The sequence below is a fragment of the Oceanobacter sp. 1_MG-2023 genome, assembly GCF_030689025.1.
Classification (GTDB): domain Bacteria; phylum Pseudomonadota; class Gammaproteobacteria; order Pseudomonadales; family Oceanobacteraceae; genus Oceanobacter.
In genome coordinates this window covers 92373-108471 of the sequence record NZ_JAUYWA010000005.1, presented here as the reverse complement: position 1 = coordinate 108471, position 16099 = coordinate 92373, and the positions used below count along the sequence as shown (strand labels likewise).

General features: G+C 54.6%; 17 protein-coding genes and 1 tRNA gene. 10 read left to right on the top strand and 8 right to left on the bottom strand.

The features are described 5' to 3' along the window. The first annotated feature begins 14 nt into the window (after positions 1–14). From pstB to Q8W22_RS05385, 4 genes are all read left to right on the top strand, one after another. Positions 15–818 carry a phosphate ABC transporter ATP-binding protein PstB gene (gene pstB / locus Q8W22_RS05400; RefSeq protein WP_303434503.1) on the top strand — a complete coding sequence of 268 codons (804 nt, stop codon included), beginning with the start codon at positions 15–17 and terminating at the stop codon, positions 816–818. A gap of 13 nt (positions 819–831) precedes the next feature. Then, entirely contained in the window at positions 832–1593 is a 762-nt protein-coding gene (gene phoU, locus Q8W22_RS05395; RefSeq protein WP_368501403.1) for a phosphate signaling complex protein PhoU, read from the top strand. A 105-nt stretch (positions 1594–1698) separates the two neighbouring features. Beyond that, a tRNA-Thr gene (locus Q8W22_RS05390) sits at positions 1699–1774 on the top strand. 443 nt (positions 1775–2217) lie between these two features. After that, positions 2218–2538, top strand: a complete 321-nt coding sequence (locus Q8W22_RS05385; RefSeq protein WP_303434502.1) for a DUF3392 family protein — start codon at positions 2218–2220, stop codon at positions 2536–2538. 735 nt (positions 2539–3273) lie between these two features. Here Q8W22_RS05385 and trmH read toward each other — a convergent pair. Beyond that, positions 3274–3981 (bottom strand): tRNA (guanosine(18)-2'-O)-methyltransferase TrmH, encoded by a 708-nt coding sequence (gene trmH / locus Q8W22_RS05380; RefSeq protein ID WP_303434501.1) that lies wholly within the window; start codon positions 3979–3981, stop codon positions 3274–3276. Between the two features lie 74 nt (positions 3982–4055). On the opposite strand from trmH, the gene cysZ reads away from it, so the two are divergent. Continuing rightward, positions 4056–4775: a sulfate transporter CysZ gene (gene cysZ / locus Q8W22_RS05375; protein WP_305415452.1), complete on the top strand. Its 720-nt coding sequence runs from the start codon at positions 4056–4058 to the stop codon at positions 4773–4775. A 1-nt stretch (position 4776) separates the two neighbouring features. Here the strand turns inward: cysZ and phoR are convergent, their stop codons facing one another. The 4 genes from phoR to Q8W22_RS05355 form a co-directional block, all read right to left on the bottom strand. Next, entirely contained in the window at positions 4777–6087 is a 1311-nt protein-coding gene (gene phoR / locus Q8W22_RS05370) for a phosphate regulon sensor histidine kinase PhoR (protein WP_303434499.1), read from the bottom strand. A gap of 6 nt (positions 6088–6093) precedes the next feature. Further along, positions 6094–6792: a phosphate regulon transcriptional regulator PhoB gene (gene phoB, locus Q8W22_RS05365; protein ID WP_303434498.1), complete on the bottom strand. Its 699-nt coding sequence runs from the start codon at positions 6790–6792 to the stop codon at positions 6094–6096. Positions 6793–6899: 107 nt separating this feature from the next. After that, the gene (ubiA, locus tag Q8W22_RS05360; RefSeq protein WP_303434497.1) at positions 6900–7796 is read right to left on the bottom strand and encodes a 4-hydroxybenzoate octaprenyltransferase; all 897 of its coding nucleotides are present in this window, start codon (positions 7794–7796) and stop codon (positions 6900–6902) included. A gap of 2 nt (positions 7797–7798) precedes the next feature. Further along, positions 7799–8383 carry a chorismate lyase gene (locus Q8W22_RS05355; protein ID WP_303434496.1) on the bottom strand — a complete coding sequence of 195 codons (585 nt, stop codon included), beginning with the start codon at positions 8381–8383 and terminating at the stop codon, positions 7799–7801. Positions 8384–8532: 149 nt separating this feature from the next. Between Q8W22_RS05355 and Q8W22_RS05350 the strand changes: the two genes are divergently transcribed. The 4 genes from Q8W22_RS05350 to Q8W22_RS05335 all read left to right on the top strand — a co-directional run bounded on the left by Q8W22_RS05350 (position 8533) and on the right by Q8W22_RS05335 (position 10117). Continuing rightward, complete coding sequence (locus Q8W22_RS05350) at positions 8533–8697, top strand: rubredoxin (RefSeq protein ID WP_303434495.1); 165 nt, start codon at positions 8533–8535, stop codon at positions 8695–8697. Positions 8698–8700: 3 nt separating this feature from the next. Next, positions 8701–9093: a hypothetical protein gene (locus tag Q8W22_RS05345; RefSeq protein ID WP_305451776.1), complete on the top strand. Its 393-nt coding sequence runs from the start codon at positions 8701–8703 to the stop codon at positions 9091–9093. A 160-nt stretch (positions 9094–9253) separates the two neighbouring features. Beyond that, complete coding sequence (locus Q8W22_RS05340; protein ID WP_303434493.1) at positions 9254–9526, top strand: HU family DNA-binding protein; 273 nt, start codon at positions 9254–9256, stop codon at positions 9524–9526. A 6-nt stretch (positions 9527–9532) separates the two neighbouring features. Next, positions 9533–10117: a DUF1415 domain-containing protein gene (locus Q8W22_RS05335; protein ID WP_305451775.1), complete on the top strand. Its 585-nt coding sequence runs from the start codon at positions 9533–9535 to the stop codon at positions 10115–10117. Positions 10118–10154: 37 nt separating this feature from the next. On the opposite strand, the gene Q8W22_RS05330 is transcribed toward Q8W22_RS05335, so the two are convergent. The 3 genes from Q8W22_RS05330 to Q8W22_RS05320 all read right to left on the bottom strand — a co-directional run bounded on the left by Q8W22_RS05330 (position 10155) and on the right by Q8W22_RS05320 (position 14865). Next, complete coding sequence (locus tag Q8W22_RS05330; RefSeq protein WP_305451774.1) at positions 10155–11450, bottom strand: aminoacyl-tRNA deacylase and HDOD domain-containing protein; 1296 nt, start codon at positions 11448–11450, stop codon at positions 10155–10157. Between the two features lie 427 nt (positions 11451–11877). Continuing rightward, positions 11878–13956, bottom strand: coding sequence for an ATP-dependent DNA helicase RecG (gene recG / locus Q8W22_RS05325; RefSeq protein WP_303434490.1), 2079 nt, complete (start codon positions 13954–13956; stop codon positions 11878–11880). A gap of 12 nt (positions 13957–13968) precedes the next feature. After that, positions 13969–14865: a hydrogen peroxide-inducible genes activator gene (locus tag Q8W22_RS05320; protein ID WP_303434489.1), complete on the bottom strand. Its 897-nt coding sequence runs from the start codon at positions 14863–14865 to the stop codon at positions 13969–13971. Positions 14866–15175: 310 nt separating this feature from the next. Here Q8W22_RS05320 and Q8W22_RS05315 point away from each other — a divergent pair, with 310 nt between their 5' ends. Beyond that, complete coding sequence (locus Q8W22_RS05315; protein ID WP_303434488.1) at positions 15176–16024, top strand: NAD(P)H-binding protein; 849 nt, start codon at positions 15176–15178, stop codon at positions 16022–16024. Positions 16025–16099: the final 75 nt, after the last annotated feature.

Here is a 16099-nt window from a genome sequence, read left to right as displayed (position 1 = left end):
TCGGATTCCTTGTTATGAGTATTATCGAAAACCACCAAACCGACGGCGAACCGTTTTGCGACTCACCCAAGCTGAAGGCGCGTGGTGTTGGCGTTTTTTATGGGGACAAACAGGCGATTTTTGACGTCAGCCTGGATATTGGTGCCAATGAAGTCATTGCCCTGATTGGCCCATCCGGCTGCGGTAAGTCGACCTTTCTGCGTTGCTTGAATCGCATGAATGATACGATTGATATCTGTCGCATTACTGGCGAGATCCTGCTGGATGATGAAGACATTTATGCCCCCAAGATCGATGTTGTGCCGCTGCGGGCGCGGGTCGGTATGGTGTTCCAGAAGCCCAACCCGTTTCCAAAAACCATCTTTGATAACGTTGCCTACGGGCCACGTATTCACGGGCTGGTGAACCACCGCCATGAACTGGAAGAAATCGTGGAGCAAAGTTTGCGTCGCGCTGGGTTGTGGTCTGAAGTAAAAGACCGGCTGGATGCACCGGGCACCGGCCTGTCGGGTGGCCAACAACAGCGATTGTGTATTGCCCGCACGATTGCTGTTGATCCGGAAGTAATCCTGATGGATGAACCTTGTTCTGCACTGGATCCGATTGCAACTGCTAGAATTGAAGAGTTGATTGACGAGTTGCGCGATAACTACACCATCGCTATCGTTACCCACTCGATGCAGCAGGCTGCTCGGGTATCCCAGCGTACGGCGTATTTTCACCTGGGTCAGCTGATAGAAGTAAACCCGACTGACCTCGTGTTTACCAAACCCCAACATGCGTTGACCGAGGCTTATATTACAGGCCGTTTCGGCTAAAAGGAGAGCTCCAGTGGCAAACAAGGGCATACCGGTTGAAATGAATTTCAGCCAACACATATCCGGACAGTTCAACTCAGACCTCGAAGCCATTCGCAGTCAAATGATGGAAATGGGTGGCTTGGTTGAACGTCAGGTGGCTAATGCCATTGAAGCAATCACGACCGGTGATACCACCCCGGCTGATGACATTATTCGTCGTGAAGATGATGTTGACCGCATGGAAGTGGCTATCGACCAGGAGTGCACCCAGATTCTTGTACGTCGGCAGCCGGCCGCTTCTGATTTGCGTATGGTGTTGGCGGTTTCCCGTGTTGTGCGTGACCTGGAGCGTATCGGAGATGAAGCGACCAAAATTGCGGTTCACGCTCTGGAAGTGAGTGGCTCCACCAACGGCGGTTACTGCCAGCAATCGATACGTTACATGGGCACTGAAGTTGGCAAAATGATTTCAGGGGCGTTGAACGCCTTTGCTCGTAACGATGTGGATGGCGCACTGGATGTGGTGCGTAATGACAAACTGGTCGACCAACAGTACTCCGCGGCGCTGCGGGAACTGATTACCTATATGATGGAAGACCCGCGATCTATCAGTCAGGCGATCAATATTCTCTGGATTCTGCGCGCCATTGAACGGATTGGCGACCATGCCCGTAATATCTCCGAACAGGTGATTTACGTGGTCAGTGGAGCCGATGTACGGCACAGCTCGATCTCCGAAATGGAAGAGCGAGCCCATAAAGACAAAGATGATTCGTCATCTACAGGAGCGTAACGCGTACTGGAGTGGAAATTTCACAGAAAGAGTGATTTTTCAGTATGTTAGGGGAAAAATATATTGACGGATGCCAGCGGCATCTATAGTATTTCCGCCCACTTAGCCGGTATAGCTCAGTTGGTAGAGCAACTGACTTGTAATCAGTAGGTCCCGAGTTCGACTCTTGGTGCCGGCACCAGTAAAATGATAAAGGGCTTCCAGAGCAATCTGGAGGCCCTTTTTCTTTTCTGCTGGTACGCTTTAGTTCCGTTCTGGGTGCTTATTCCAGTTATCCCCAATCTTCATAAATCAAGCGCTGTGGCTTTTTGTCCGTGGTCTGTCGTGTAGCTTTTAGCTGCTCAACGGCATTGGCATGCCAAACCTGCGTTTCACAACGATGGTTAATGTGCCTCAGGGATTGATACTTCCCAAACCGTTTGTGGTGTATATCATCGCTCGTAGTAACTGATAGCGGCTCATACAATTATTCAGTCAACAGGCGTCACGCCATTCTCTGTGCTGCTGTAACTTGTCGGAAATTTTTCCGAATGTGAGCCTTGCCGGTACATACCATCCGTGATTTATGTAGGTTGTCGGGTGTGAGATCCATCGGGGTGGCGAAAGAGTGGGAGTGAGTGGTTGATGACGTTATTGGTGTCGGTATCCGGTTGGCTGCGGCCTTACAATGATGAAATCGCGCTGGCGATTATTGCCACGCTGCTGGTGGTCTTTGGTGACCGGATCAATCGGCTGGTGCGCAAGCTGGTCAGGCCGTATTGGGTGGGATTTCGGGTGCTGGCCTTTGTTGCTCTGTGTACCTTTGGCTATGGCACGTTGACGGTCTGGTTGGTGCCTGTTCTGGCGGGAGTACTGATAAGTCTGGCTGCGCCGGTTTATGTGGCGTCGATTGTTGGCAGCTTTGTGGTGTTGGGAATTCTGGCAGAGGGCTACCACAAGAAGTAGTTGTCTTGGCGGCTGTCAGGCTGTGGGACGTCTATCTTGGGTGGAGAAGGGGGTTGGGTAAATTGGACGGCAGGTACATCCTGTACAAGCCGCCACAGCACCCTGGAACAATCCTGGTTCCGTATACATCATCCTTGCCACAATCCGTCGTGTTGGTCATCCCTGTGCTGTCCGTTGCTTACTGTCCATTTGCCTTCCTGGCAAGCCTCCTGGCCATCTTCCCTGGGCAATCCATTTGCCGTGCCGTCCTGGCAGGTCATCCACTGATGAATATCCTTGTACCTCATCCTGAGGCATGTCCTGACATTCCATTGTGTTGCTCGTCTGAGCCGTCCTGCTCCCTTATAACCCTTCCCTGGCGTGTTCCTGCGGTACGTCATCCGTGTCCCTTTCCTTTGCCGTCCTGGCTGCACTCCTGTGCCTTTCCTGTTACCGCTTCATCCTGAAGTGGTTGCCATCCTGGCAATCTTCCGTTGATCTCCTGTCCGTGTGGTCACACTTTACCAAAAAAGCTGGTGGTCAGGATGGAGGCAGGACGGCGGTATGCTTGCAACAGAAATGAAATGAAAAATAAACTTCATACAAAACAACAGGTTGTGTTTTATGTAGCATGAAAGTGAACAGAAACGGGTAGTCCAGACTACGTATTTCCCACAGGCTTGTGAGATATCTCGCACAAGCAGGTGGGCGAATGTCTCTGGCAGAGGCATTGGGTATCAAAAGCGCGGGAGAGTATTAGCGGGCAATACCCTGGCTACGAGCGTTCACTTGTCGGGAAAATGCTTGCGGGTCGGCGATTTCACCGTCTTCGCGCAGTGCCGGATAGGGCAGGTCATGTTTTTGGCAGAGCTTGGCTGCGGAGGGCTGGCACCACTCAAACAGCAAGGTATTGAAGCGGTCGTCATCCAGATGGCGCTGTTCGAACAGGCCTGCCTGCTGGCGTTGACGTGCGGCCTCGCAGAGAATAATCGCGGCAGCCACGGAGACGTTGAAAGAATGCACCATGCCGAGCATGGGGATGATCAGGTGTTCGTCCGCCAGTTCGGAGGCGATGTCGCTGACGCCTTCTTTTTCGGTGCCCATCAGGATGGCGGTGGGTTGAGTGAAGTCATATTCCCGAAAGTCGATCGCTCTGTCTGTCAGATGAGCTGCGCAGACCTTGATACCGCGTTGCTGGTGCGTGCGGATGGCGGTTTCGATGTCGGCATGGGTGCTAACGCTGACCCAGCTCTCTGAGCCAGCTGCAGCGGCGCTGGTGACGGTATTAAGGCGGAAAGTGTCGGTTGGCCATACGCAGTGGATGTCTTGCACGCCAAAGGCGTCACAGGAGCGGGCAATGGCGGCCAGATTGTGCGATTTGTAAACTTCATCGGTAATGACCGACAGGTCTGGCTGGCGTCGGTTGAGGGTGTTGATCACACAACTCAGGCGTTCTGGCGTCATGTTCGGTTACGTCTCTCTGGCTCAAAACGGAGCGGCATTGTATAAAACCTTCCGGTTTTATGCACGGAACAGGTATGAAAGACAATTTATTGATAGGAGCCGGCTATTTGTGGCGTGGCTTTACACTGCTGAATGAACCGGGAATACGCCGTTATGTCTGGTTGCCCATTCTGATTAATCTGCTGGTGTTGTCGTTTGGAACCTATTGGCTGATTGATGCAGTCAGCCAGTGGGATGGCTTTGATTCCAGCTGGATCAGTTGGCTGGCCTGGCTGGTGGTGCCTCTGTTGCTGTTACTGTCGACCTTGATCTCGGGGTATTTTTTCAGTGCGGTGTTGTTGCTGTTGGCGAGTCCGTTTTATGGCTTGCTGGCGGGCAAGATCGAGCAGCGTCTGGGGCATGAGGTCGAGGACGAATCCATTGCCGCGTTGATCCCGCGTACGGTGATACGGGAGCTGGTCAAGATGGGTTATTACCTGCCGCGTTATCTGTTGCTGCTGTTGTTGTCGTTTGTGCCGGGCGTCAACTTGCTGATGCCCTTCGTCTGGTTCTGGTTTGGCAGCTGGGTGATGGCGTTGCAATACAGTGATTATACTCTGGATAACCAGCAGCAGAATTTCCGTGCCAGCCGAGAGCAGGTGGCTACCCAGCGCTGGACGGCCTGGGGATTTGGTGGGGCGGTGTCGGTGCTGATGGCGGTACCATTACTGAACTGTCTGGTGCCCCCGGCGGCGGTGATCGGGGCTACGCTGTGGCAATTGCAACGGCAGGCCGATCAGTCACGGGCCGGTTGATCTATTGGCCGGCCTCATCACGGTTGTCAGATAAGCAGGCTGCGGGGAAAACACAGGTGAATGTACTGCCCTTGCCTTCGATGCTGCTGATTTTCAGCTCGCCGTCATGGTGCAGCAAGACGTGTTTGACAATAGCCAGCCCCAGTCCGGTACCGCCAGTGGCGATGCTGCGGCTGGGGTCGGCGCGATAGAAGCGCTCGGTCAGGCGGGGGATGTGATGCTGGGCAATACCGATGCCGTTATCCGAGACGCTGAAATGCCCTTTGCCGCCTTCGGTATACCAGCGCAGGGTGACGTCACCCCCTTCCGGGGTGTATTTGACGGCGTTGAATACCAGGTTGGAAAATGCACTGCGCAGCTCATTATAAAAGCCCATCATTTTTTGATCCTGATCGATGGTCAGGGTAATGGTGTGCTTGCTGCTGCTGAGTGATGCGGCATCGCGACGGATGGCTTCCAGCAGCGGCTGCAGCTCGATAGGCTGAGGCTGTTCCGTCTTGCCGGTCTCCAGCCGTGACAGCATCAGCAAATCTTTGAGCAGGTTTTCCATACGATGACTTTGTTCGCTCATTTGCTGCAGCATGCGACCCCAGCGTGGTGGCAGCATCTCGGAAGCGGCTTGCATGGTTTCGACGTAACCGGCAATCACGGTCAGCGGTGTACGTAATTCATGGCTGACGTTGGCAACAAAATCCTTGCGCATTTCTTCCAGTTGTTTCAAACGGGTGATGTCATGAATCAGGATCAGGCGATCCTTGCGGCCAAACAGGGTGATATTGAACTGCAGGTAAATGCGCGGATTGATGGGCGATCGAATCGTGAGCGGTTCCTGATAATCGGCCTTGTCGAAGTAGGCCTTGAATTCTGGCGTGCGGATCAGGTTGGTGATGGGCTGGCCAATGTCTACCGGGTTGCGTAACCCCAGGTAGTTTTGTGCGGCCTGGTTCCAGAATTCCAGCGCGCCGCTGGCATCCACCATCAAGACAGAATCTTGCAGGGCCGCGGTTGAGTCCTGGATACGATTGATAATGGCCTGCAGGCGCTGCTGGTGTTTGATATTGCTTTGCTGCAAGCGCTGGTTCTCGGTAAAAATCGCTCCCCAGATGCCCAGTGTTCGCGGTAATACGGTGGTTTGCCCCTGATCCAGCCAGCGGTGCAGGCGGTACAGTTGCAGCCATTGCCAGGTGATATAGGCCCCCATCATCAAACACAATGCTTCCAGCGGCCGGTCAAAAAAGACGTAACCACAACCAACGGCCAGAATCAGCAAGTAGACAAGGCGGCGCAATTCTCTGCGCCAGACGGGGGACATCAAAATTCAGGAGGCTTTGGTCGAAAAGCGGTAGCCGGTGCCACGCACGGTTTGGATCAGTTGTTCGTGAGACTCACCGAGTGCTTTGCGCAGACGACGAATATGCACGTCAACGGTGCGCTCTTCAACGTACACATTACCACCCCAGACTTGATCGAGCAGCTGGGCTCGGGAGTAGGCCCGTTCCTGGTGGGTCATGAAAAACTGCAACAAACGATACTCCGTAGGGCCGATGTCAATCGGGTCGCCATGAGCGGTAACGCGATGGCAGACCGGGTCCAGCATCAGGCCGCTGACTTCAATGGGCTCTTCGATGCCTTGTGGGGTGGAACGGCGCAAGACGGCTTTCAGTCGTGCGACCAGTTCTCGAGGGGAAAACGGTTTGGTGATGTAGTCATCTGCCCCCGCTTCCAGCCCTTGTACTTTGTTATCTTCTTCGCCCTTGGCCGTCAGCATGATGATTGGCAACTCAGCGGTGCGGTCTTCACGCTTGAGGCGCCGGGCAAATTCGACGCCACTGGTGCCTGGCAGCATCCAGTCGAGTAAAATCATATCAGGCTTTCGATCGATAATCTGCGCATGTGCTTCCTGTACATTGGCAGCCTCAAGGCATTCATACCCGGCCATTTCCAGGGCCACGGCGATCATTTCCCGGATAGGGGCTTCATCGTCCACAATAAGAACGGTCTTGCCAGCTTTGGTCATAAGGCTCGTCACGCAAATGTCACAATAGGAATAATGCGGAGGTATTACACTGACCTAGTGTTACAAGCATGTGACACTGTTGGCATTGGCGTCAAGCCTGACACCAATTACGCGCTGGACAGGGCGTAGTGTGACAGGAGTCCGGCCCAGATCAGCGTGCCATACCAATGGGCTGCCAGAAACACTTTCATGCAGGCTTCCCGGCGGCGACTGCGGATAGACCATAATTGCCAGACCAGATACCCTCCGGCGACGCACCAGGCCAGATAAAACGGCCAGCTTGCTTCCAGCTGATTGCCCGTCAGTAACAGACAAAAATGCGCCATTCCGTAGAGAATGGCGATCATGGTGACATCCAGGTCACCAAACAGGATCGCCGTGCTTTTGACACCAATCAGCAGGTCATCGTCGCGGTCGACCATGGCGTAAATTGTGTCGTAACCGACCGTCCAGCAAACATTGGCAATAAACAATAACCAGCAGACAGCGGTCAGCTCATTGGCCTGTGCGGCAAAGGCCATTGGAATCGCCCAGGAAAATGCAGCGCCGAGAAACACCTGTGGCAAATGGGTATGGCGTTTCATAAAGGGATAAAGTGCTGCCAGAGCGACCCCGCCGAGGGATAACCAGATGGTCAGGGCATTGGTCAACAGCACCAGCGCCAGACTGATCAGGCACAGCACAATAAAGCCGGATAATGCTTCGCGGTCAGAGATGCGTCCTTGAGTCAGGGGACGGTCCTGGGTGCGTTTGACATGGCGGTCGATATGACGGTCGGCGTAGTCGTTAATAACACAACCGGCCGACCGCATAAGAAATACGCCCAGAGTAAAAATCACCAGATTGGCAATGGAGGGAATGCCCTCGGCGGCAATCCACAGCGCCCACAAGGTTGGCCAGAGCAGCAGATAAGAGCCAATCGGCCGGTTCAGGCGTGTCAGCTGCACCCACTGATACCAGTTGGGCCAGAGTTTGTTGAGTGAGGCGGACAGAGGTGATTGCATAATCAACGCCTTGTGTCGTCTGACAAAGGAAAGGAGGCGGATACCAGCAAGGACGAGAAGGCTTCCGTTACCAGCAGTGGTGCACCATGAATTGTAAATACCGAACGCCTGGCCCAGCCAAACGGGTTGGGCTGGTTGACTGTTGACGCCCTTGTGCGGCTGAATTTCAGCGGTTGGCGGCGCAAACTGGGCTGGCGGAACAGATAGCTGCCAAGCGAGCGGTTACCAAGATGGCGAATCTGTTGTCCTACCCGTGCAAGGCTGGTCAATGGAATGGCAGTGCGGGCTCGCACCAGTTCCGTTTGTCCCAGGCACAAGGAAACCTCGCGTACCCAAACGGGTTGGCGTCCGTGCAGCTTCAGGTCTGCCTGTTCGGTTGGTAAAGCCGGGCCGCAATATTGTCGGATAACCTTGACCGAAAATGTGCTTGGGTCCAGTGCCTGCAAACGCTTGGTCAGTGACCCGGCGTCATTGAGCCAGTGACGCCACTCGCGGGGAATGCTCGCTGGTGTTACACAAAAGCGCCCGCTCCAGCGTGGTGTTGTGGCCAGAAGTTGCGCATGGTATCTGGGTATAGTGCTTTTCATGGCGGCGCAGCATGCGTCAAATCGCATTTAGTGGCAAGAGGATTGCTCTGTCCATTGATTTTATGCGGGTTGGACAGTAGCTTAGGCGGCCGAAGTATCGAGTCGGCTGATGCAACATCGGCTCCAGCCGTTATTATGACAGGTGTGACATGAAAAAATGGCAGTGCGTGGTGTGCGGCTGGATCTACGATGAAGCTGAAGGCGCACCAGAAGAAGGTATCCCGGCAGGTACCCCTTGGGAGGACGTGCCAGCAGACTTTACCTGCCCGGATTGCGGTGTCGGTAAAGATGATTTTGAAATGATAGAGATTTGACCATTGATTCCGACCTGCTGTCCCCCAACGGTAACCCCTGCCGATGCCCGCTGGGCATTGATTGTTGTTGCCGATGCGGTTGCGGTTGCCGAAGCGAGCACCGCCGCTGGCTACCAACGGGTGCACGACTACTGTCAACGCCATGGACCCGCGTCGGTGCTCTTGATTTGTGCCAATGATGGCCAGCAAGAACAGTCCAGCGCAGCGGATATGGCGGAGCGTCTGGGAATCGTGGTGCTGAACAACACCCCGGTGACCAGGATCGACCATTCTGGCCGCTGCCTTGAGACGCCGCTGGGGCGATTTGACTTCGAAACACTGATTGTCGCGCCTGCTCATCTGGCGGATAACGTTGATACCGAGCAAGCCTTGTGTGACCACAAGCGCCAGCCATAACGGTATTCGTTAGCAGCCGCCGCCGTATACAAAGTACTAATATGAATAGTGCTGTCGGTAGCCACTGCGCTGACGGTAACAGATAACCGATATTCCTGAGCCTGCGAAGCAGGCCGTACAACCAGGCGTTATGCCTAACTTATCGAGAGGATTCATCTCCATGCGTAAACCAGAACTGGCGGCCGCCATTGCTGAAAAAACAGACCTGAGCAAAGAAAAAGCAACAGAAATCATCACCGTTGTCACCGATCGTATTGCCCAGGCACTTTCCGAAGGCGAGAACGTCAGCCTGATTGGCTTTGGTACCTTTGAAGTACGTCAGCGTGCTGAACGTCAGGGCAAAAACCCGCAAACAGGGGAAGCCATCACCATTGCGGCAGCCAAGGTACCCGCTTTCAAACCCGGTAAAGCCCTGAAAGATTCGGTGCAGTAAGCCGATATGATGGATGCCGCAACGCTGACCCGGCACTGGGTGGAAACATTGGTTGTCGGCGAGGGGTTATGCCCTTTTGCTGCGCCAGTGATGCCAGCACTGCGGATCGATATTTGTGAGCATCCTGACCTTGATCAGGCCACGGCCGAGTTTATGGATTTACTCACCGAAGTGGCCAGGGCAGACAGCGAGACATTGCCAACGGCATTGTTTGTTGTGCCTGGGCTGGTCAAGGAATTTGATGAGTACTGGAACTGGAGTCTGATTTGCGAACAGTTACTGGTACAAATGGGTTACGAAGGCCTGCTACAGTTAGCGACCTTTCACCCTAACTATTGTTTTGATGGTGAGCCGCTGGATGATCCGGGCAACTTCACCAACCGTTCTCCCTTCCCCATGCTGCACATTATCCGCGAGGCGCATATAGAGCAGGCGCTGGCCTCGGTTCCCTTTCCTGACCGTATTCCCGAACGCAACCAGAAGCACCTGCGACGCCTGGGTATTGCCGGTGTGCTGGCGTTGATGCCAGAGCTGGCAAACACGGAAGTATTGTCTGATCAGCCGTCAGCGCAGGGCTGGCGGCCGAAATAACCACCGGGATTTGCCTGGCAAATCCGATTGCCGCCGATCAGGCTGACAGTACGGAAGACTGGCCCATTGATTCCCTGGCTCGCTGGATCACCGTTTCCGTGGCGTCGCGTACCGTCTCTTTGTCAAGACCCAGAGCCTGGAGGATTTTGGTATCCAGTGCTTCTTTCGGGCCATCGCCGTAACCATGAGCGCGTAAACTACGAGTGGTGATATTCAGCAGTCGGGCGTAATGGGCGTGGGCGCCGTTGTAGCGTGAATTATGTTGCTGCCGCAGGGCTGTGACGACCTCATCCGGGAGATGCCACTGATCGATCAGGCAGGCGGCAATCTGTTCACGTGTCAGAGCCAGTACATGACGTTCGATGCAAGAACGGTTGATATGTGGATTGGCTTCAATATAGCGATTGATCAGCGCCAGTTGATGTGGAAAGACATGAGCCAGCAATAAAAAACCGAAGTTGTGCAGTAACCCGGCCAGATTGGCCAGGCTGCAGTCCAGCTGCTTGTCTTCTGGACAGCGCCGGGAAAGCTCACTGGCCAGCTCGGCTCCCATGGCTGCTTGTTGCCAGAACGGGGTATAGCCTCTGGGGCCTTCGTGGGGCATATCAATATGACGTCCCAGTGCCAGATGCGAGACCAGCTCAACCCCGAGTACGTGCAGGATGGTCTCTTTGATGGTTGGCTCGGTATCTTTGGATTGATAACAGGGAGAGTGCTTCCAGTTAAGGATTATCTCGTTGATAGCGGGGTTTTGCTGAAGCGTGTGCGCCTGGCTCTCGAGGTTGGCATCCGGGTCGATTCGCAGCTCAATAATACGCCGTGCGGTCTCTGGTAACGGTGGCAGGTCGAGAGTGTCCTGCAAGCGTGGTTGAACGCGCAGCAAAGTAAACTGTTGTATTGCGGTGTTGATATCCTCCATGTCCTCGCTGGCTGTTGCGTGGAATGGGTCCTCTTTGGGTGGGGCCGAATAATGCCCCAGCTGCGAGTGGGCGATCAGTGCCCGTACCTGCTCGGCTGGTAGTTGCAATAACGTGTCGTTGGTATCAGAGGGAATATACAGGGAGTTGTTTTCGAGTAACGAGTGATCCACCAGGGTTTCGATCTGGGTCAGCTGTGGTGGAGCCGGAAAATTATCCAATCCCAGTGTGTACTTGAGGGATTGCATCTCATCGGGCAAGAGTGCGGTGCAGCATTGTCGCCCCAGTTGATGTGCCAGCTGTTTCAGGTCCAACAGGCGATTGGCCGGGATCAGCACCTGTATCTTGCTATAGCTATCTTTAAGGAAGATAACGCTGGCCAGATTGCCGGATGGCATGGCACTTTTACTGATCATGGTCGGTCACCTGTAATGTCGTCTCGGGTGGCTTGTACGGAGAGGCCTTGTGCCTTGTGAGCAAGCGGCAAAATTGCCGCGGCCAATCAGTGTGGGTACATACAATATAGATCAGATGAGCGTATTTACTTGGGCTGGATCAGCAACCGCTGATATGTGCCCGCTGGAGCATAAAAAAAGACAATGGCTTGGTACTTAGGGAGTCATATTTGGATCAATAAGGGGTAGGTATGGCCCATGAGATGTATTTTTTCAATCTTTATTGATACGACCATTGGATAGCTTTTGACAGTTTTGTTAATTGGGTCTCATTTTTGATATGTTTCTGAACAGAATTGATTGGTTGGTATGCTACAGGGTACATCTATTTAATCCTGCACGGCGGCAACCCGCGCCCAGAGTGAGCACCGGACTAAACAGATGTCCCCTACACGGCAGCATAACGCTCGGCATCGCCCAGCCATCGGAGAATCAGGGGCTCGACCCGTTGCGGGTGCTGGTGCCAAAGCTGAGTCGCCATCTCTCGTACCTGGGGTAATAATTCGGCATCACGTTGCAGGTCGGCGACGCGCAGCATTTGCAAGCCGGTCTGGCGCGTGCCAAGCACTTCCCCCGGGCCTCGCAGCATCAGGTCTTGTTCGGCAATATAAAAACCATCCTGGCTTTCTCGCATCACGTGCAGGCGTTGCTTGCTGGTGAACGAGAGTGGCGCCTTGTACAGCAAGACACAGTGACTGGCGACAGAGCCACGACCAACCCGGCCCCGCAACTGGTGCAGTTGTGCCAGCCCCAGACGTTCCGGGTTTTCAATTACCATCAGACTGGCATTCGGTACATCGACACCGACCTCAATCACCGTTGTCGCGACCAGCAGATCCAGCTGGTGGGCTTTGAAGGCCGCCATAACGGCGGCTTTTTCGGCAGCTTTCATGCGGCCATGCACCAGCCCGATACGTAAATGCGGCAGTTGTGTCGCCAGGTCTTCGGCGGTGTTTTCAGCGGCCTGACATTGCAGCGCCTCACTTTCTTCAATCAGGGTACAGACCCAGTAGGCCTGGGCCTGCTCACGACAGGCATGATCGACTCGCTGAATCACTTCTTCGCGGCGCTGGTCGGATACCACGACGGTGGTAATCGGGCTGCGCCCTGGTGGCAGTTCGTCAATGATGGAGGTATCCAGGTCGGCGTAGGCACTCATGGCCAGGGTACGGGGAATGGGAGTGGCAGTCATGATCAACTGGTGTGGTGACAAGCCATCGAGATTCCCCTTGTCTTTCAGTGCCAGACGCTGGTGGACACCAAAGCGATGCTGCTCATCAACAATCACCAGTGCCAGACGATGAAAATGCACTTCTTCCTGAAACAGCGCGTGCGTACCAACAATCAGCTGGGCCTGGCCTGCGGCAATCGCTTCCAGAGCGGCAACACGTGCCTTGCCCTTGGTTTTTCCGGCCAGCCAGCCACACGGGATACCCAGTGGTTCGAACCAGTCACTCAAGTTCTGGAAATGCTGTTCGGCAAGAATTTCTGTCGGTGCCATCAGGGCGACCTGAAATCCGGCTTCCAGCACGTGGCAGGCTGCCAGCGCCGCTACCAGGGTCTTGCCGGAGCCAACGTCGCCTTGCACCAGCCGTAACATGGGTAATGGCCGGGCCAGATCGGTGATGATCTCGTTGGTTACCCGTTGCTGGGCCGCGGTTGGGGTAAAAGGCAGCTGTGCAAGCAATGCCTGATGGAGGGTCCGGGTTCCCTGAATGACAGGGGCTCCAGGCTGCTGTGCACTGGCCCGCAGGCGTTGCATCGACAGTTGATGTGCCAACAGCTCTTCCAGAATCAGGCGCTGCTGCGCCGGGTGGTGTGCGTTTGCCATTTCTGCCAGTTCGACTTCCCGGGGAGGGCGGTGCAAAAACAGCAAGGCTTGCTTCAGGGAAGGCAGCCCCCATTGTTGCAGCCAGTCGAGTGGCAACAGGTCATCCAGAGGAATTTCGTTTGCGGCCAGTCGTTCCAGCGCCTGATCCATCAACAGCCGCAGGCGCTGCTGGCTGATGCCTTCGGTGGTTGGGTAAACGGGAGTCAGTTGCGGCTCGGGCAGGTCGTCCAGGCCGTTGTCGAGCAGTTGATACTCCGGGTGATAGAGCTCCAGACCACTGGCTCCCCGCCGGGCTTCGCCGTAACAACGTACCAGCGCCCCACGACGAAACTGGTTTTTCTGGGCAGCACTGAAATGATAAAAACGAATGCTGAGTACGCCGCTGTGGTCAGCAATCTTGACCAGCAAGCTGCGGCGTTTGCCAAACAAGACATCGGCTGAACGCACTTCCCCCTGTACCACGGCAGGTTGTTGATGCTGCAGGTTGCCAATCATCTGGATACGACTGCGATCTTCATAGCGAAATGGCAAGTGGAACACCAGATCAGCCAGCGAGTGAATATTCAGCCGCTGCAGCTGCTCGCGCAGTTTTGGGCCAACGCCTTTAAGCCGGGTCAGATCAAGCTGTTTGTCCATGACGAGACGGGCCTAGCCAATACGGCATTGACGGGCAGTATCCAGTAGCAAGTCGACAGCTTGCCCGCGGGGGAAGCTGGCGCGCCAGGCCAAGGCAACGGTACGGAATGGCTGTGGATTGGTAAACGGGCGAGTGATTACCAGAGTCAGGTCGAGATTGTTAACGGCACTTTCGGGCAATACGGTAATGCCCAGTCCGGAGGCGACCATATGTTTCAGGGTTTCCAGCGAGCTGCCTTCCAGTACGCTGCCCAGGCGGGTGTGGTGCTTGTGGCTCAACACCGGGCAATATTCGAACACCTGGTCGCGAAAGCAATGGCCTTCCCCCAGCATCAGCAGGTCTTCGTCTGCCAGTTGTTCCGGGGCGATGGTCTGTTGGGATTTCCATGGGTGATTCTTGGGTAACACGACCACAAAATTTTCATCATAGAGCGACCGGGTCAGTACATCCGGTTCGTTAAAAGGCAGCGCCACAATAATGGCGTCGAGATCTCCGTCGCGGAGTTGGCGACGTAATACACCGGTGTAGTTTTCTTCCAGGTACAGCGGCATGGTCGGGGCACGCTGGTGAATCTGTGGTACCAGATGAGGAAACAAATATGGCCCAATGGTGAAAATAGCTCCCAGTTTCAGCGGCGAGCTGAGTTGGTCCTTGCCTGAACTGGCCAGTTCCCGAATGGTACGGGCTTCTTCTAACACCCGTTGTGCCTGGGCCACGATACGTTCACCGATCGGTGTGATCGAAACTGCACTTTTGCTACGCTCGAAAATGGCAATATCCAGTTCACCTTCCAGCTTTTTGATGGCGACACTGAGAGTGGGCTGGCTGACAAAACATTTCTCGGCAGCGCGGCCGAAGTGCTTCTCCTGGGCGAGCGTCACAATGTACTTGAGTTCGGTCAGGGTCATAATTGGCTGCCTTCATGGCTATTTTGAGTTTGATTTAGTCTACCTATGGAGTGGGCGGAGTAAAAGCCTGAACGACGGGTCATTTTTCCACCGCTAGCGAGCTGGCTATTGATCTCAGTACGGATAACACAAATAACCGGATTGAGCTGTGATCCGGGTCGCTGGCATTATGCGTGTGATTGAGAGAGCTGGCGCTCGAGAATTTTTTTTTCAGATGCCTGCTAATGTGTAAGCAGTGCAGCAAATAAGTTGACCTGTGTCTTAGTACATGGGCGTCAGTAACCGTGGTTGGATCAAGCAGGAGAAGGTGATGGCACGTATTCTGATTGTGGGGGCAGGCGATGTGGGCGGTACCTTGGCCAGGCAATTGGCCCAGCAGCATCAGGTGTGGGGGTTGCGACGCAGCAGTGCAGAAAACAGCACTAACCTGCAATGGATTCAGGCCGATGTAACCAGGCCGGAAACACTGCAGGATTTGCCATCCGGGCTGGATCTGGTGATCTACAGCGTGGCATCGCCATTATTTACCCAGGAAGGCTATCACGACTATTACGTCAATGGTGTGCAGCATGTGCTGGAAGCGTTGGCTCCACAGTCGGTGCGACGGTTTATTTTTGTGTCCAGCTCCAGTGTGTATCACCAGTCCAGGGGTGAGTGGGTAGACGAGACATCGGCCACCGAGCCACGCTCGTTTGCGGGCAAGGAGTTGTTGCAGGCAGAACAGTTACTGCTCAATAGCACAATCGCGACCACCGCGGTACGGTTTACCGGTATCTACGGCCCGGGTCGTAATCGCCTGATTGAGCAAGCCCGCCATGGTGGCCACTGCGACCCTGAGCCGCCAGTGTGGACCAATCGTATTCATCGCGATGATTGTGTGGGGGTATTGACGCTGCTGTGTGAAAAAGCACTGGCCGGAGAGCCGTTGGAGTCGGTGTATCTGGCCACCGATGATGAACCGGCGACGCTATTTGATGTGCTGGAATGGATGAAGGACCGGATTGCCGACGTTGAGCCGGATCACGATGTGCCGGAAGTTTCGCGTCGGGCCAATCGCCGTTGTCGTAACGACCGTATCAAGGCATTGGGCTATGCGTTTCGCTTCCGGAATTACCGCGCAGGTTATGACGTATTATTGGACGAGCTAGGGTATCTCTGAACGGTCAGGCAAAGGGAGTGACAATCGCTCGGGATAGTCTCGCTGGCAGACCAGCAGACTGACACCGGCTCAGGG

What these genes read in the sequence shown, in the direction of transcription:
- ubiA (WP_303434497.1), bottom strand. Translation starts at nt 7,796, where the DNA reads ATGCAATCACCTCTGTCCGCCTCACTCAACAAACTCTGGCCCAACTGG.
- Q8W22_RS05350 (WP_303434495.1), top strand. Translation starts at nt 8,533, where the DNA reads ATGAAAAAATGGCAGTGCGTGGTGTGCGGCTGGATCTACGATGAAGCT.
- phoR (WP_303434499.1), bottom strand. Translation starts at nt 6,087, where the DNA reads ATGTCCCCCGTCTGGCGCAGAGAATTGCGCCGCCTTGTCTACTTGCTG.
- Q8W22_RS05385 (WP_303434502.1), top strand. Translation starts at nt 2,218, where the DNA reads ATGACGTTATTGGTGTCGGTATCCGGTTGGCTGCGGCCTTACAATGAT.
- Q8W22_RS05340 (WP_303434493.1), top strand. Translation starts at nt 9,254, where the DNA reads ATGCGTAAACCAGAACTGGCGGCCGCCATTGCTGAAAAAACAGACCTG.
- Q8W22_RS05330 (WP_305451774.1), bottom strand. Translation starts at nt 11,450, where the DNA reads ATGATCAGTAAAAGTGCCATGCCATCCGGCAATCTGGCCAGCGTTATC.
- trmH (WP_303434501.1), bottom strand. Translation starts at nt 3,981, where the DNA reads ATGACGCCAGAACGCCTGAGTTGTGTGATCAACACCCTCAACCGACGC.
- cysZ (WP_305415452.1), top strand. Translation starts at nt 4,056, where the DNA reads ATGAAAGACAATTTATTGATAGGAGCCGGCTATTTGTGGCGTGGCTTT.
- Q8W22_RS05335 (WP_305451775.1), top strand. Translation starts at nt 9,533, where the DNA reads ATGATGGATGCCGCAACGCTGACCCGGCACTGGGTGGAAACATTGGTT.
- recG (WP_303434490.1), bottom strand. Translation starts at nt 13,956, where the DNA reads ATGGACAAACAGCTTGATCTGACCCGGCTTAAAGGCGTTGGCCCAAAA.
- pstB (WP_303434503.1), top strand. Translation starts at nt 15, where the DNA reads ATGAGTATTATCGAAAACCACCAAACCGACGGCGAACCGTTTTGCGAC.
- phoB (WP_303434498.1), bottom strand. Translation starts at nt 6,792, where the DNA reads ATGACCAAAGCTGGCAAGACCGTTCTTATTGTGGACGATGAAGCCCCT.
- Q8W22_RS05355 (WP_303434496.1), bottom strand. Translation starts at nt 8,383, where the DNA reads ATGAAAAGCACTATACCCAGATACCATGCGCAACTTCTGGCCACAACA.
- Q8W22_RS05320 (WP_303434489.1), bottom strand. Translation starts at nt 14,865, where the DNA reads ATGACCCTGACCGAACTCAAGTACATTGTGACGCTCGCCCAGGAGAAG.
- Q8W22_RS05315 (WP_303434488.1), top strand. Translation starts at nt 15,176, where the DNA reads ATGGCACGTATTCTGATTGTGGGGGCAGGCGATGTGGGCGGTACCTTG.